The 16,280-nt window shown below is 46.0% G+C and carries 11 protein-coding genes; 5 read left to right on the top strand and 6 right to left on the bottom strand.

What is annotated here, in order from left to right:
- The first annotated feature begins 395 nt into the window (after nt 1-395).
- The 4 genes from trpE to V202x_RS05535 all read left to right on the top strand — a co-directional run bounded on the left by trpE (nt 396) and on the right by V202x_RS05535 (nt 5,117).
- Entirely contained in the window at nt 396-1,904 is a 1,509-nt protein-coding gene (trpE, locus tag V202x_RS05550) for an anthranilate synthase component I (protein ID WP_145180385.1), read from the top strand.
- An 87-nt stretch (nt 1,905-1,991) separates the two neighbouring features.
- A complete protein-coding gene (locus tag V202x_RS05545; RefSeq protein WP_145171979.1) occupies nt 1,992-3,677 on the top strand; it encodes an Nramp family divalent metal transporter in 1,686 nt (561 codons plus the stop codon).
- Nucleotides 3,678-3,947: 270 nt separating this feature from the next.
- Nucleotides 3,948-4,295: a histidine triad nucleotide-binding protein gene (locus V202x_RS05540; RefSeq protein WP_144983593.1), complete on the top strand. Its 348-nt coding sequence runs from the start codon at nt 3,948-3,950 to the stop codon at nt 4,293-4,295.
- A gap of 183 nt (nt 4,296-4,478) precedes the next feature.
- Nucleotides 4,479-5,117, top strand: coding sequence for a hypothetical protein (locus V202x_RS05535; RefSeq protein ID WP_145171977.1), 639 nt, complete (start codon nt 4,479-4,481; stop codon nt 5,115-5,117).
- Nucleotides 5,118-5,140: 23 nt separating this feature from the next.
- Here the strand turns inward: V202x_RS05535 and V202x_RS05530 are convergent, their stop codons facing one another.
- A complete protein-coding gene (locus V202x_RS05530; RefSeq protein WP_145171975.1) occupies nt 5,141-5,428 on the bottom strand; it encodes a hypothetical protein in 288 nt (95 codons plus the stop codon).
- A 352-nt stretch (nt 5,429-5,780) separates the two neighbouring features.
- Nucleotides 5,781-9,233 carry a pyruvate carboxylase gene (locus V202x_RS05525; RefSeq protein ID WP_145171973.1) on the bottom strand — a complete coding sequence of 1,151 codons (3,453 nt, stop codon included), beginning with the start codon at nt 9,231-9,233 and terminating at the stop codon, nt 5,781-5,783.
- Nucleotides 9,234-9,610: 377 nt separating this feature from the next.
- Here V202x_RS05525 and V202x_RS05520 point away from each other — a divergent pair, with 377 nt between their 5' ends.
- The gene (locus V202x_RS05520) at nt 9,611-10,591 is read left to right on the top strand and encodes a class I SAM-dependent methyltransferase (RefSeq protein ID WP_145171971.1); all 981 of its coding nucleotides are present in this window, start codon (nt 9,611-9,613) and stop codon (nt 10,589-10,591) included.
- Between the two features lie 1,116 nt (nt 10,592-11,707).
- Here V202x_RS05520 and V202x_RS05515 read toward each other — a convergent pair.
- From V202x_RS05515 to V202x_RS05500, 4 genes are all read right to left on the bottom strand, one after another.
- Nucleotides 11,708-12,049, bottom strand: coding sequence for a hypothetical protein (locus V202x_RS05515; RefSeq protein WP_145171969.1), 342 nt, complete (start codon nt 12,047-12,049; stop codon nt 11,708-11,710).
- A gap of 63 nt (nt 12,050-12,112) precedes the next feature.
- On the bottom strand, nt 12,113-12,706 hold the full coding sequence (locus V202x_RS05510; RefSeq protein WP_145171967.1) for a hypothetical protein: 594 nt from the start codon (nt 12,704-12,706) through the stop codon (nt 12,113-12,115).
- Between the two features lie 266 nt (nt 12,707-12,972).
- The gene (locus tag V202x_RS05505; RefSeq protein WP_145171965.1) at nt 12,973-13,152 is read right to left on the bottom strand and encodes a hypothetical protein; all 180 of its coding nucleotides are present in this window, start codon (nt 13,150-13,152) and stop codon (nt 12,973-12,975) included.
- A 302-nt stretch (nt 13,153-13,454) separates the two neighbouring features.
- Nucleotides 13,455-16,124: a DUF5060 domain-containing protein gene (locus V202x_RS05500; protein WP_145171963.1), complete on the bottom strand. Its 2,670-nt coding sequence runs from the start codon at nt 16,122-16,124 to the stop codon at nt 13,455-13,457.
- Nucleotides 16,125-16,280 lie beyond the last annotated feature (156 nt).

Raw genomic sequence — 16,280 nt, 5'->3', positions numbered from 1 at the left:
CCTGAATTCTCGCTTACGTGACATTCTTTCCCAAACGGTGTAGACTCGGGAAAGGAATAACATACTCACTTAGCCATTGAAAACAAAGCCTAATCTACTTTGATCTCATTGAAAGCTATGATTGAAAGCTTTGTAAGATTAAAAACCCTGTTCCATTTTATGCAATAGACGCCTTGAATACCATTGCACATCTCCGAATCAAAATCGCAAATACGGGAAAGTTCAAAAGGAAATCGAGGTAAGATAAAGTCGAAACCGAACATTTTTGAAATTTTTGAGAACTGCGGCTCCTCGCAGCTTGTCTCAAAGATCGGAAATGTTCATAAGAGAGTCCACCACAAAGGATTAAAACCGGGATGCTTGTTCATCCTCAGACAGACCAATTAAGAGAGTCCATGAAATACGTTCCAGATTTTGAAGCATTTAAGCAGCTTTCGAGTAAGGCCAACCTGGTTCCCGTCTATCGACAGTTAACAGGGGATACTCTGACACCAGTGAGTGCCTACCAATTGCTGGAAAAGGGACCATATTCCTTTCTCTTTGAGAGTGTTGTCGGGGGAGAACAAATCAGTCGCTACAGTTTTCTGGGAGCGAATCCATTTTTGATGGTAGACGCTTATGAAAAGCGCTTGGTGATACAGCAGGACGGACAAACAGAAGAACGAACCGTCGATGATCCATTACATGAACTGGAAACCATCCTTTCACAATATCAGGCTGCCGAGCTTCCTTCACTGCCACGTTTTTGTGGTGGTGCTGTTGGATATGCCGGCTATGATGTCGTGCGTTATTCAGAGAATCTACCCAACGCTCCAAAGAATGATCGTCAACTACCCGACCTTTCCTTTGCCTTGTATGACCACATGGTGGTCTTTGATCAAATCAATAAAACCGTTTTAGTTGTCGCGCACGCTCACGTCGAGCCAGGGTTAGACGAGAATGATCTACAAGCCGCTTATCAGGCCGCCTGTCAGCGCATTGATCAAACATGCGAACGTTTTCAAAATGGTGATTCCTCTGTTTTAAAAATGGCTGACATCAGCGTCGATACTCATACCGAACCTGACTTAACCTGGAAATCAAATTTTACTCAAGAGAAATTTGAAGCAGCCGTCGATGCCTGTAAGGAATACATTGTAGCCGGCGATATCTTTCAGGTCGTATTGAGCCAACGTCTCAATCTGGAAACCTCAGCAACGCCACTTGACATCTATCGTAGTTTAAGAGTGGTCAATCCCAGTCCATTTATGTTCCTGCTGAAAACTCCCGAAGTCGATCTGGTCGGCAGTTCGCCTGAAATTATGGTGCGCGTGGAAGATCGTCTCACCACAGTTCGCCCTTTAGCCGGTACGAGAAAACGGGGAACGACGGAAGCCGAAGACAAACGTCTGGCAGAAGAATTACTGGCAGATCCAAAGGAGCGAGCCGAACATGTGATGCTGATTGATCTGGCAAGAAATGATGTGGGCCGCGTGAGTGAATTTGGATCGGTGGAGTTATCTGACGTGATGGTCGTCGAGCGTTATAGCCATGTCATGCATATAACATCCAATGTGACTGGCAAGTTGACAAAAGAACGATCCGCACTGGATGCTTTAAGAGCAGGACTGCCCGCGGGAACGGTATCGGGCGCTCCGAAAGTACGGGCGATGGAAATTATTGATGAATTTGAACCACACCGACGTGGTCCTTATGCAGGAGCTGTCGGCTATCTCGATTTTACCGGGAACATGGATACGTGTATTGCACTTCGAACATTAGTAATGCAGGGATCAAAGGCCTATGTTCAGGCCGGCGCCGGGATTGTTGCAGACAGTGTTCCAGAAACAGAATATTATGAAACTCTTAACAAGGCAAAGGGGTTACTCAAAGCGATTGAAGTTGCAGAAAAACAACTCAAATGAAAGTTCATACCGTTTGAATTCTTCTGGCTCTGAGTAGTGTTTCGACATCACCCCATCTGTCGAAGTCAAAGGTGAAGTAGGAGTACGATGGAATCTCAACAGGAGAATAAAGCGCTCGATACATCCAATGGTTCCAATAATAACGACATCATCAATGCTCCCACTGACTTTTGGGGGATTGTAAAACGCTTAGGACCAGGGCTGATTATTGCCGGCAGCATCGTGGGTTCCGGGGAATTAATCGCTACCACAAAAACGGGTGCACAAGCAGGTATCACTCTTCTCTGGTTAATCATCGTCGGCTGCCTGATCAAAGTGTTTGTGCAGATTGAGCTCGGGCGCTATTCTATTTCTCGAGGGGAGACGACGTTATCCGCTTTAAACCATGTACCTGGCCCCCGTTTGGGATTTTCACGAGATCAGCATCGACTTGCCCCAAACTGGATCCTCTGGTTCTGGTTGGTCATGAGCATCTGCACGATCGGGCAACTGGGAGGAATCGTGGGAGGAGTTGGTCAGGCTTTAGCTCTGACACTGCCGATTCAGGGAGATTATCTCAAAGCGATTCAGGTTCCTTCAGAAAAAGAGTTTGTGCACTATCTGAAGATCGAAGAAGAACTAAAAGACGATCAGAGTCCCATGGCCTCGATGAATCCCGATCAACGGGAGCGATATCTACGCGGCCACGCGAAGCTCAAAAAACGCATCGAACGACTTGAGGCGCAAGGCGAACTCATTCTACAAAAAATTCGCAAACAGGAAAAACTGGTGGATCAAACAGGACAGTCATTGATCGAACCTCAAACCTGGGACGATAAGATCTGGGCAGGAGTGATTGCCATATTGACCTCATTTTTGTTGTATTATGGTCGCTATAATCTGATCGAGAATTTATCAACAGTGTTAGTCGTTTCGTTTACATTTATCACGATTGGGAACGTCATTTCTTTACAGACTTCTGAAGTCTGGACTATCTCAACAGAAGAGATTATCCGTGGTCTCTCTTTTGGAATTCCTGAAGCCACCAATGGTATGAACCCGCTACTGACAGCGCTCGCCGCGTTTGGGATTATTGGTGTCGGTGCGACAGAATTAATTGCTTATCCGTACTGGTGTCTGGAAAAAGGATATGCTCGATTTACCGGCCCGCATTCTGAAGATGAGAGCTGGGCACTACGGGCCAAAGGCTGGATGCGTGTGATGAAAATAGACGCCTTTGCTTCAATGTGTATTTACACATTTGCAACATTGGCGTTTTTTTTAATGGGGGTTGCCGTCCTGCATAAGGAAGGCTTAGATCCTGATGGAATGCGAATGGTCAGTACGCTGGCGGAAGCGTATGTACCGGTTTTTGGAGAATACGCAAAGTGGCTATTTTTAGTAGGCGCGATCGCAGTACTCTACTCGACATTTCTGGTTGCGAATGCGGCGAATGCCCGCATTTTCTCAGATGGACTACGCTTTTTTAGTGTGGTCGACGATCGCAAACCGAACGCCGTTCAAAACTGTGTCAAGCTGATGTCTTTACTCTTACCTCTGCTTTGTCTGACTGTATTTTTAACGGGAGCCAACCCGGTCAGGCTGGTCTTAATTGCCGGAACAATGCAGGCCATTATGCTGCCGATGCTGGGAATCGCAGCCCTCTACTTGCGTTTTACAAAAATAGACGCGCGTCTGATGCCAGGCCGTCTTTGGGATCTGCTGTTGTTCCTGTCTTGTCTGGGCCTCTTAGTGGCAGGTAGCTACGGCGTATATAAACAACTTTTTGCGTAGTGTTTCATACAAGAGTAGTCATACCCATATTTAAAATGCGCTGACGTTCTTGCGCTGAGTTTGATGACTACTTCGAAATGAAACGAGGGAAATCATTGATCTAATATGGAAGCTTATTGCTGATGTGAATCAAATCGGCATTCGCTATAATCGAAGCCAGTTGATCGTCACGACGTCATAAACCGATTGGTAAACGAGACGCTCTTTTTACTTGTTTTTCTTGTAGAAATTCAAAAAAGCGTCGAATGAAACAGAAAGGATGTGGGTTAAATGACTGGTGAGAAAACAATTTTCAAGAAAATTATCGATCAGGAAATTCCAGCCGAAATCATTTATGAAGACGAATTATGTTTGGCATTTAAGGATGTGAACCCACAGGCTCCCACGCATGTGCTTGTGATTCCCAAACGGGAAATTCCTTCGATGGCTCATCTGAAATCTGAGGACCAGGAACTGGTTGGTCATTTGATACTAACTGTCGGAGAGGTAGCAAAGATACTCGGACTCGAAAATGGATATCGTATGATCGTCAATACCGGCACAGAAGGAGGCCAAACAGTTGATCATCTGCATCTGCATTTATTAGGGGGTCGTGCGATGAGTTGGCCACCCGGTTAAACCTGTTATCGATTTGCCTGCAAGCAAGTCTGAAAGCAAAAATCTGTTTGTAAATCGTATGACTCGCCGACCATAATAGACTCTGGTACAAAAATTATTCTGAGTGAGCAAGGGAAGAGTAACGTGTTAAAATATAAAAATATCTGCCGAACTTCATGTTTCGTCATAGGGAGTTTGATTGTAATGTTCGTTACAGCTCAAGCCTCCTATGCACAATCTTCTTCCAAAAAAATAAATGTGAAGCAACTCAATTTGCAGGCAGATAAAGTTCGGGATGCATTTATCAGGCAGTCTGCCGACATCGCCAAGAAATATTCTGATGCAGGAGACTACGAGAGTTCACGTAAGATGCTAGAGTCGATTCTCACAATCAAAAAGGATGTACCTGGTGTAAAAGAAATGATCAAGCAGCTTAACGAAAAGCTGATGACATCCAATTCATCTGATTTTGATATCGATGCTTCTCGTAACTGGAGTACCCCTGCCGGATTCCTCGCGAAAGGGAAAACCGTTCGCATTCAAGCTACCGGAACCTATAACTTTATTACCGATCTCAAAGTAGGTGTCGAGGGCTTACCAGATGAAACGCCGATGAAAGAACTGGCGAAAGGAATTCCTGCTGGCGCTCTGATGGGAATTGTGGTTTCCAAAGAAAAAGGGAAACCCAAAATGAGCAGACCATTTAAGATTGGTAACAAAGTAGAATATGTACCAAAAGAGGATGGTCTATTAATGATTGGTCTCAATTTACCTGCGGGTCATCGTTCGACAGGAAAAATAAAAGTTCGTATTAGTGGATTTATCAGGCGAAACTCAAATTGAATTCTCGGTGAGAGAAATCTGAACTAGCTATTTTTTTTCCGGGAAGCGAGTTCAGTTCGTATTTCTCTCTGCAGCAGTTCCGTCATCTGACTCCGTTCCTGCAGTAAAGGAGCGGCCTGAGCAATGGCATTCCGCATGTCGTTAATTATGCCGTTTTCAAGTTCTTCTGTGGTAATTCCATCACAGGCATTTACACAAGCGACCACTCGTCGAACTAGTTCCTGATTTTCGGGCGTATCTTCTCCCAGGATCTCTCCCTCACTAGAGATAACAAAATGGGGGGGATTAACCGACTGACTCGCTCCACTCATTCGCCACGTACTCCGAATGCTTGATAGAAGATGACCCAAGTAATACTGTTCTAATACATGGTTTACAGAAGATGATCGTTAAACCAAGGCCTGAGATGGATGACCTGCTAACTAATCTATCGGCGAAGATTTAAGCCAGCATTGAATTTCTCTCGTCTCTAAACGCAAAATGTGACCTGTTTCTAGAGAGAAGAAACTGCTTTGCGGAACGATGGTATATTTAGGATAAATAGGCTAAAAGTCTTTAAATCAATTGCAACATGATGAGGGAAATACCTGCTCAAAATACTCTCACATGTCTTCCAATCAAGATCGCGATGGAGGGGTTTACTTTACATGTATAACCGAGAATTTAGTCTAACATGATCAATAAGTCACCAGACTCCACTTGTGTACCAGGTTCAACCAGAATCTGACTGACCTCTCCATCCTGTTCAGAAATAACACTGGTTTGCATTTTCATTGCTTCCAGCATCAATAATTGATCGCCGGCTTTAACCTTACTACCAACTTTGACCGCCAGCGAAACAACGACTCCCGGCATTGTTGCTCCGATTTGTTTTGGATCGGATTGATCTGCTCTGCGTCTCGATTCATCTTGCGGTTTCAAAGATTTATCGACAATGATCACTTCGCGTGGCTGACCATTCAATTCAAAAAAGACAGTACGGCAACCGTCGGTCTGTGGTTTGCCGACAGCCAAAAATTTGAGGATCAACGTTTTCCCAGGCGCGATATCAACCATGATTTCTTCTTCCGGTTCCATTCCGTCAAAGAACGCATAGGTAGGCAAGCCACTCGTATCAAAATAGGCTTCCTGATGCTTCATAAAATCTTCGAACACTTTCGGGTACAGCAGAAAGGAAATAACATCCTGGTCGGTGGGAGTATGATTCACAAATTTCTGCACCTCTTTAGCCGCTTCTTCAAAATCAGCCGGAGGCAGAATACTTCCCGGTCGTTCGGTTAAGGGCTTTTCGCCGCGTAGAATCTGCTTCTGGACTTCTTCAGGGAAACCGCCAGGAGTCTGCCCCATGCGGCCACTCACGAGGTCAAGCACAGACTCTGGAAATGCCAGGTCACGATCACCACTTACAACATCATCGCAACTCAGATCATTGGCAACCAGGAACAACGCCATATCACCAACGGCTTTGGAAGTGGGGGTCACTTTGACAATATCACCCAAAAGCTGATTCACTTCCGCATAAATATGGCAGACTTCAGACCAGCGATCACCCAATCCCAGAGACTGGGCCTGTTGCAAGAGGTTTGTATATTGACCACCGGGCATTTGATGTTCGTATAAATTCGCGCCCGCAGGAAGTACGGGACTTTCGAATGCAGAATAGAAGTTCCGAGTGGCGCGCCAGTACTCAGAAATTTCATCCAGTTGATGCACATCAACAGTTGGCTGATGGTCTGAGAATCGCTGCGCTTCAATCACCGTATTGAGATTTGGCTGTGAAGTTCCTCCTGACATGGAGGGGACAGCGCCATCGGCAATATCCAGGCCCGCTTCTGCTGCTTTCAAAATCGAAGCAGCCTGACCACCACCTGTATCATGTGTATGGAAGTGGATGGGAATGCCGATTTCTTCTTTCAATGTTTTGACCAGTAATTGCGCCGCATAAGGTTTGCAAAGTCCGGCCATATCTTTAATGGCAAGAATATGCGCGCCCATGTTTTCCAGTTCTTTGGCCATGTTAACGTAGTATTTCAAATCATACTTCGTCTTGGATGAATCTAAAATATCGCCGGTGTAACAAATACTGGCCTCGCAGATGGCGCCGCTCTTCTGGACCTCTTCCATGGCGACTTTCATGTTGGGAACCCAGTTCAACGCGTCAAACACGCGGAACACATCAATGCCTGCAGCGGCAGCTTCTTTCACAAACGCACGTACGACGTTGTCTGGATAGTTGGTATAACCGACGGCACTCGACGCACGGATCAACATTTGAAACAAAATATTGGGCACCCGGGTTCGCATCTCCGCCAGGCGTTGCCACGGACTTTCTTTCAGAAATCGCATAGAGGTATCAAATGTAGCACCACCCCACATTTCCAGCGAGAACAATTCCGGGCAATTATGTGCGTAGACATCTGCAATCTGCAGCATATCGTGCGTACGAAACCGGGTCGCATACAATGATTGATGTGCATCGCGGAAGGAAGTATCTGTCAACAGCAGCGGCTTTTGTTCCAGAATCCACTTACTGAATTTCTCTGCTCCCAGTTCCTGTAATTTCTGTTTCATGCCATCAGGAGGCGACGCCTGTTTCTTGTTGTAAGCAGGAATCGGAGCTGCTTTACGACGCTTCGCTTTAGGACGATCCTTAACCAATGGATTGCCATTGACGATTGTTTCTGCCAGATATGTCAAAAGTTTCGTAGCACGGTCATGCCGCTGAGGAAAATCAAACAGTTCCGGTGTCTCATCAATAAAACGCGTATAACAATCTCCGTTGATAAATGTCGGATGCGTTATCAGCTTCAAAACGAAGGGGATATTCGTTTTCACACCGCGAATTCGAAATTCCTGCAAGCAACGTTCGATGCGCGCACTGGCCACTTTAAATGTCCGTGCCCAAATCGTAACTTTCACTAGCAGCGAATCATAATAAGGAAATACCATCGCTCCCGAGAACGCCGTTCCTGCATCCAGACGCACGCCCATACCGCTGGCAGACCGATAATGCGCAACTCGCCCGTAGTCGGGCATGAAATTGTTTGTGGGATCTTCAGTTGTCACACGACATTGAATCGCAAATCCATTCGTCTCAATTTCTTCCTGTGAATTAATTTTGATCTCAGGATCTGCGAGAGGCGTCCCCTGTGCGATCAAAATCTGTGATTTCACAATATCAATCCCGGTCACTTCTTCAGTCACCGTATGCTCAACCTGAATTCGCGGATTCACTTCGATGAAGTAGAATTCATTCGTGTCGGCATCCAGCAGAAATTCCACCGTTCCTGCACATTCATAATCCACACTTTGACCAATCTTCAAAGCGGCATCACAAAGTGCCTTTCTGACGTCGGGATCAATGTTGGGAGCAGGTGCAATTTCCACCACTTTCTGGTGGCGTCTTTGAACCGAACAATCACGTTCATAAAGATGCACGAGATTACCATGCTTATCCCCTAATAACTGCACTTCGATGTGACGTGCACGGGAGATGAATTTTTCCACAAAGACATCAGGACTACCGAAGGCAGCCAGAGATTCGCTACGTGCCTGCTCGAAAGCAGCATCAAACTCCTTTTCGTCCTGAACCACACGCATTCCGCGACCACCGCCACCATGGGCGGCTTTCAGAATAATGGGGAAACCGATACTCTGTGCCGTCTTTCGACCTGAGGCGGCATCGGTAATTGCTTCGCCACTTCCCCCCAGAACGGGAACACCTGCTTTGTCAGCAATCTTACGGGCAGAAATTTTATCGCCCAGTTGTTGTAAAGTTTCGACACGGGGACCGACAAAAATAATTCCGGCATCAGCACATGCTTGAGCGAACTCGGCATTTTCCGATAAGAATCCATAACCGGGATGGATTGCATCAATCTTTTTCTGTTTCGCCAAAGTAATAATCGCATCAATATCCAGATACGATTTCACTGGATGACCAGGCTTCCCGATCTGATAAGCTTCATCTGCTTTCGTGCGGTGCAGAGCATAGCGATCTTCGTGAGTATAGATGCCAACAGTTCGAATTCCCAATTCATGGGTACTTCGAAAAATACGGATCGCGATTTCACTACGATTGGCGACGAGGAGCCTTTTGATACTGCCCGTTGACATGGAATCTCCTAACTCTTTGTATACTTTTAGCTTGAAGGCTTATTTGAGGTTAAATTCAGACTGGCTTTCTAGGCAGGAAAACCGTCACTAGAGTACATGCCTTGCTTGAGAAACACAATGCACCAAGTCCTTGTTGAGTCTATTTTAGTCAGGGCCTTCAAATCTCAAAGATGAAGAATCATAGTCCCTGAATGATACGTCTCATTAATCGCTAAGCTCTGTTCAGAAAACGCCTTCTAGTGATTCATCTTGACCTGATTTCCCTCTGAGATTAGGGTTCACGCCGTTTAGTTCCGTTCAACTACGGCTAACTTGTTTTTCAGACAAAAAAGTGGCAAAACTTCCTCAAAGTCAGGTATTAAAAAGTGGTGAAACAAATGGAACATAAGCAGTGCGATCTTTGCTCAGGTACCAAGTTTGAAAAAATCGGAAATCGAGATCGTCACGGGAATCCTTTGGAGTCGGTTATTTGTAAAACATGCGGACTTGTTGCACATGGACAAATTCCGACCGACGAAGAACTCGCACGCTATTATGCCACAGAATACCGACAGAGTTATCATGGCGAATTAACCCCTTCAGAGCGCCGCGTGATGCGGGCCTGGAAAAATGGCGAACGAATTTTCAATCAATTGCAACCACATATTAATTCAAACGCTGAAGTCTTTGAGGTTGGTGCCGGCATTGGTTGTACTGTTAAAGTCTTCGAATTGAATGGCCATCGTGCCAGTGGAATCGAGCCGGGTGAAGGCTTTCAAAACTATTCTCAGCAGAAGTTGCTCACCGATGTCGTCCGTGGCGATCTGTTTGAGCAACCGCGCGATCACAGTCGCGAACTGGTACTTCTGGTGCATGTCATTGAGCATTTTAATTCACCCCGAAGGGCCCTGGAATACATTCGCAGTATGCTCTCCGACACGGGGCAATTTTATGTCGAGTGTCCGAACATCGCAGCCCCCTTCGCCCGTCGCAGCAAAATGTTTCACTATGCTCACATTCATAACTTCACTCCTTCCAGCCTCAAAATGTTGGCAGAGAGTTGTGGGTTCAAACTGGAACAACAGTTCGGCAGTAAAGAAGATCCCAACCTGCAGATGCTCTTCTCATGCAGCGAAAAATCAGAACCGATCATCGATCCCACCAACTACCAACAAACCATGCGCGTCATCAACGAAGCCACTCCGCTCCGTTATCATCTGCGCCCTTATTACTTCTCTTCACGACTTACAAAAGTCTCCAGCTACCTGAAAGAACACCTGACCGCCAGACAGTTCGTGGCCGATGTGATTCAGCAATGTCAGCAGCATGCCGCGAACACTCATAAAAAGACACTGTCAGAAACTCGTTCTGCCGCTTAACGCTTTCCACAATAATCCGCAGAAAAACAGACGCACTTGACAGGCTCGTGACTTTATGTAGCTCACTTTGGCTCTCTTTGTTTAGTGATCTTTCTAAGCTTGACACAGCCCCGCCCTTCCCGAAACTCCGTGGTTTGGCTCGCGCGCGAGGCGTTTTTTTCTGATGACGAAAGATCACGTATAACTTCAGTTTCTTCACCTGAATACGAGCTGTTTTTTCCAGATTTTCACCTGATGAGCGGGAACCAGTTCCCCATGTCTCGTATCGAGTCACTCCTTTTGAGCACGCTTTCCGAAGCCGCAAGGGAAAACAAATCACAATTTTGTACCACTTCTGAGACATTAAGGCGCATAAGTTTCTCTCGACCGCAGTGAGCCGATCCACATGATAAGACTGGCACAACAAAGCAAGCACACGTTCAATCAAAGAATAGACGAACATAATTAGCTTCACCTTTCAAATCACAAGAAAACAGCACAGAACGGCAAACTCAGAAAGACAGCATTTCGCAGGTTTTTGATCTCGAACGACATCAAAAACCTGTCTGACGAAGCAGAAGAAACCACCTACCAGAAACTGACAAAAGAATCTGCCGAGCACAATCAACCGGGAATCATAAACAATAGAGACGTGCGGCCCTAACTGAAAATCTGGAAGTGCAAAAAGAGCATCAAAACGCTGTGTCAACCACTGTTGAATCGATCCTTTTTGATTGACTCTCGTCTTAATAAAAAGAATCATACTACCACGAAATACACGAAACTCACGAAATCCTGCGGGTAGACAGTTCAATGGGTGCGACTGGCAACAGACTTGACAATCCAGAATGATACTTGGGAACACGTAGGGTCGAACCCATGTCTTCGACCGCAGCTATCCAGCGTCTCCAAACTTAAAAACAAAACACAAAAGTTTCGCCGACAAAATATAATTACAGCTTGATTTTCAAGACAGTCGCTACATGATGCGTTACTCGTTGGGCGATATGAGGCTCTCGGCAGCGTCACTGTCTTTCGCGCTGTTCGTGAATTTCGTGGTTCAAAAAAGTTCAATTCGCAGCAATACCGTTGAAAAAGTCAATCCGTAACAACCCAACGACGAATCAGAAAAGGCCCTCAATTTCCGTCTTTACATTTCTTCAACCCCATTTCTTTTACTTTTCTGATGATATCTAAGGCAGGAGGTCTCCGCCATGGTGAACTTTGTAGAGACATAACCCGCTCTTCAAGTTGGGAATCAATCGGCTGTGGTAGTTCGGCAAAGGAATTATCCTCTCTATATTGCCAAACACGAGTTCCGAACTTATCGTTCGAAACTGCAAATGTGTCGACATCTAACCAACCGGCTTTCCACTGAGCATTGAGTGCCTTCCATTGCTTATCGTTTCTTTGTCCCAAATATTCCACAGAGAAATAAAGATCAAATAGAGAATAATTCTGTCCTTTTTGATCTGACATTCGGGCTTTCAACTGATATCCCTCTAAACCCTCATATACAACCCACTCATGTCTGACAAACCACTATCGATCGGTCGAATGAAGGCGTTTTTTAGGATATCTTATAATAGCATCACAATGAAGTATCTTTCCTTTTGCTTTAAACTCCATGATGAAATCTTTGGCTAATAAATAGTCTTCCGAATTATCTCTCCGCTCGTAGTTACCAGGCCAACTGCGATTTGTACGAAAGTCGTGCATTATCACGACATTAGAAACAAAGATAATAGCAACAAGATCCCCATCGTCTGCTGACACCATTTTAAATTTTTCAAACGGGGCATGTTGTGGCCCAACCCCCTGAAAGACACGTTTTGATACAAGAGTTTTTCCATTTTCAACGACGTCATAATAAACATATCCTGGCGGTTCATAAATCCATTCATGCTCACAATAGATAACAATGGATCTCTCATTAGAAAGATTAAAACGTTGAAATTCCTCATGCGTCTGTCCTAAGAGATGGATTTTCGCAAGGGTGACCAGAGTCATGAAGATTATGATTACAATTGGAAAAAATAATATTAATAATTTAAACACCCAACGTAGTACGGAACTAAGTCTAGCCCCTAAGTAAGCGTCAATAACATATTTCCCTTTCTTTACTATCGACATCATAATAATTGAGGCCTTTATTGTCTTACACGCTAGATAATGCTGACTTCTGAAGTTCCATATATAATACCACACTTACTTTGTATTCGCACGAAGATTATCTTATTGTTCTTTCTTGCTATTCTCAAAGCTAGAAGAGATAAGCAAAAAAAGAAACCCAAGCATTTCTGCCATGCTTAGTTACACCATGGAACTATTCCGAATTCCATTTAGAGCGATTCAATCAGATCATTTTCGTGCTGTTCGAGTTTTTCGTGGTTCAGAAAAACTCAATTCGCAGCCGGTCCCAGTGGTCGTGATTCCTGATGTGGAAACACGCGAATCGTGGTCACGATCTGTTTCTGTTGTTCGAATTCGCGGCCGTTGGCCAGTTTGACGATGGTTTCCATAAAGCGCTCGATTTGGGAAGGAAAAGGTGTCAGGAACCAAATATCAGATCCATTATTCATCACTGGCGATCTCGCATTTCCCGTGTGTACCTTTAGCCGTAATACTGATCACGCCGTTTTAAAAAAGTCAAATCGACTAACCAATCGGTTGTGGCATGAGCACGTTGGGCTCTGGTTTTTCTTCGGGGGTTTCTTCGGCCAGGACGGTTTCGCAGAAGAATTTCAATTCTTTGTCGAATTACATTCGCACTCACCTTGACGGTTGAAGGTGTCAGTTTTTTTATTCGACGATCAGAAACAACAATTTTACTTGCGAAATTGATTCTCGCCTATGACACTCTTTTTTCTCTTTTTAAACCACATCATTTACTGTTTTTGCGAACTACGATTAGCCAGTCCTCTTTTGGATCCACAGGAGGTGATCCCAGGTTGACTTTCCCTCCACCAGTAATTGATTTCACTGAACCTGTTGTTAAGTCGCCGCCAGCACGAGGATTAAACCACTTGACGTTAAAATCGCCCTTCGCATCAGACAGATCCAGTTTCGTGGTTCCGCCTTGTGGAAGGTAAACCAGGTAGAGGTTTCCCTGCGAGGCGAAGCAGAATCGCGATACGCTATGATTTGGATTTCCAACCAGTTCATCGGCGTTTGTCATCGTCCAGAATGGGATGTGATGCTCGTGAAAGAAGTTGATCGCGATGCGGCAGTAGTCCCAGCTTTGATCGCGACTGCGCCAGTCTTCGCACTTGAGATCGTTCTGGTCAAATTTATAGCCGAAGTAGTATTCGTTGCCTGCTCCCCCCGCCATCAGTACGGCCCACAAGGTTTGTTTGCGGACTTTGTGCTGCGTATAAATCATCTTGCCTTCGCGGTCGCGTCCATCGAATCCGTTGTAGCCGAGGTCGGGGCATTGAGCGTGAGCGGCACTCCCCGATTCATCAAAGGCGACGACCCACGGCTTGCCGGCTTTGGCTGACTCGCGAACCCATTTCACTGTTTGAGCATGTGTGGTTTCCAATTCGCTGTTTTGCAGTGACACACCCGTCAGCTTCGACTTTTTTCCAATGAGTGACCGATAGACCTGATCTTGTTGCCCTGGAAAAGTGTGAACGACAATATTGTGATTGTAAGCGTCCAGGTCGGCGATGTAATCAATCATCGCCTGCTGTTGTGCTGTCGTTTGAGTGTTTTCCTCACCAAGGTTCCAATTCAACGCCAGGTTGTGACCAAAACGGGCGATCAACTCGCGACAATAAAGTTTTCGCTGCACGCCGAGATTGCCACCGTCCAGACTTTCGGGTACTCGCTTGTTCCCTTTCGTTTGATGGTCATCGTTTTCGGTTTCCTGCATCTTGAAATGGAGATACATGCCCAGGTTGGTTCCGTGGTCAAATACCATACCCCATTGGTCAAGTTTCGAACAGTCGTAATGCAGCTTGTCGTCGCGATGGATAAAGGGCCAGACATTGTCGCCATCGCCGCCTGCGTTGTACGTCAGAAACGAAAATGCATTGCAACCCTTACCAGACAAGTAATTGATCGCACCAATCAGCCCCTTGCCCTTGTCATTTTTCCAGGTCGGATCGCCATCCTTCCAATCCTTCACATGCGGCCCCCACGTTTTCAACGGGACTCCTTTTGGTTTACCGGCGATTGTATTATCGAAGTCTTTGTAAGCGAGCAATGTTTCGGGTGCATCTGCGCCAACTTTCAAAAAGTACTGTTTCGAGCCGGCGTGTTGCAGGTAGTGCTTGCCAACATACTGCAGCCGTCCATGCGCTCGAAAGTCTTTCCCCTCCTTGTCGCTGGCTGCCACTTCAAATTGCCCGGACACACCGTCATAGGGTGCGAGATTTTTCGTAGCGACCTTCGCGTCCAGCGCTGCGTTCTTGCCAGACGAGAATGAAATCTGATATTTCCACAAACCTGTTTGATCCGGAGCGAAATGGGCTCTCCAAACCGTTCCTGCTTCTGCGGAACTCTCGCCTGCGTTGCCATCTGCAGCGAAATAACCGGGAATTGTGTAGCTGGTTCCGCTGGAGTGCGTCAACAAAACAGTCATTCGATAATCGGTAAATGGATTCGGCGCGTTGTCTTTTTCGTGAGCATAAGGCCCAGCCAAAGATAGTGTGACCTTGTGCCACTGCCTGAGTTCGCCACTGATCGTAGCGTTGCCATCGCCGTTCGGCTGACGCGGCATTTGAAGCGGTTGGGAACTGGTGGATTTTGTGGGACTGGTGCCAGGTTCCTTGTTAATAGTGACACGCTGACTTCGCTTTGCATTCACATACGGAAACGGTTTGGGCAACGTTCCTTGATGGACAACCGAAGAAGGCCCTTTTCCCTGCGGACGTTTCAAGTTTCGGTCGGTTGTCATCAACCACTTATCAAACTCGAAGCCGTCTTCTCGCATCGAAAATTGGATCAGATGCGTACCCGCCTTTTGAATGTCCAGGAATACCTTGTAGGGTTCGCCGCAGTGTTCTGTTTTCGTACGCTGCCTGCTTTCCCACCACCACGATCGTTTTCCCTGACACCACTGCAATCTTTGCCCACTGGCGGGCCACGTTCCGTCGATACCAACGTGCAGGCCGTTATCTTCCGTGCCTGTAGAATAAGCACGCGCCCAGACATAATACCGCCCTGGCGTTTTGAAATGCACTTTGTAATGAAGCACAGCCATTTTACCGGGTTCAGGTGAAAAGTTTTTTTGTTTGATCAATTTGTCGCTATGAGTTCGGCGCGTATCCGGCAAGATTTCCAGATAGGCTCCGCCACTTGCCCCGGCAACGTGCGGCGAATCACCATCTGGAGTGAGGTCGGGTGTCTGCCTGGAGTGTGTCAAATAAAATGCGCGAACGTCGTGTTGCGTCTGCTTGAAATAGTGCTCCGCTTCGACGGAAACAATCCCCTCTTTTTCGCTGAAGACAAGGGAGTCGCGAGCAAGTGGTTCCCTGGAAGAAACAGACGAGGGGGCAAAGAGGCAGACGGTAATTACAGCTACTAGAAACTGAGAAATGAAATGTTGCATGATGTCCTGATTTTTTATTAATTGAATTCAGGGATTTCCATACCCTGTATGGTCATTTTTTTTAAAATGTTCGAGCTACGGGATATGATAAATCAGATTGGTCCGGCAGCCAAATTTAATTAATTCCGTCTTCTTTTATAACCGGTGCAACACTCC

Origin of the sequence: Gimesia aquarii (assembly GCF_007748175.1) — a bacterium.
Classification (GTDB): domain Bacteria; phylum Planctomycetota; class Planctomycetia; order Planctomycetales; family Planctomycetaceae; genus Gimesia; species Gimesia aquarii_A.
Note: the sequence above shows the minus strand (reverse complement) of the source record. Positions and strands in the feature narration are given on the sequence as shown.

What these genes read in the sequence shown, in the direction of transcription:
- trpE (WP_145180385.1), top strand. Translation starts at nt 396, where the DNA reads ATGAAATACGTTCCAGATTTTGAAGCATTTAAGCAGCTTTCGAGTAAG.
- V202x_RS05545 (WP_145171979.1), top strand. Translation starts at nt 1,992, where the DNA reads ATGGAATCTCAACAGGAGAATAAAGCGCTCGATACATCCAATGGTTCC.
- V202x_RS05540 (WP_144983593.1), top strand. Translation starts at nt 3,948, where the DNA reads ATGACTGGTGAGAAAACAATTTTCAAGAAAATTATCGATCAGGAAATT.
- V202x_RS05535 (WP_145171977.1), top strand. Translation starts at nt 4,479, where the DNA reads ATGTTCGTTACAGCTCAAGCCTCCTATGCACAATCTTCTTCCAAAAAA.
- V202x_RS05530 (WP_145171975.1), bottom strand. Translation starts at nt 5,428, where the DNA reads ATGAGTGGAGCGAGTCAGTCGGTTAATCCCCCCCATTTTGTTATCTCT.
- V202x_RS05525 (WP_145171973.1), bottom strand. Translation starts at nt 9,233, where the DNA reads ATGTCAACGGGCAGTATCAAAAGGCTCCTCGTCGCCAATCGTAGTGAA.
- V202x_RS05520 (WP_145171971.1), top strand. Translation starts at nt 9,611, where the DNA reads ATGGAACATAAGCAGTGCGATCTTTGCTCAGGTACCAAGTTTGAAAAA.
- V202x_RS05515 (WP_145171969.1), bottom strand. Translation starts at nt 12,049, where the DNA reads ATGTCAGATCAAAAAGGACAGAATTATTCTCTATTTGATCTTTATTTC.
- V202x_RS05510 (WP_145171967.1), bottom strand. Translation starts at nt 12,706, where the DNA reads ATGATGTCGATAGTAAAGAAAGGGAAATATGTTATTGACGCTTACTTA.
- V202x_RS05505 (WP_145171965.1), bottom strand. Translation starts at nt 13,152, where the DNA reads ATGAATAATGGATCTGATATTTGGTTCCTGACACCTTTTCCTTCCCAA.
- V202x_RS05500 (WP_145171963.1), bottom strand. Translation starts at nt 16,124, where the DNA reads ATGCAACATTTCATTTCTCAGTTTCTAGTAGCTGTAATTACCGTCTGC.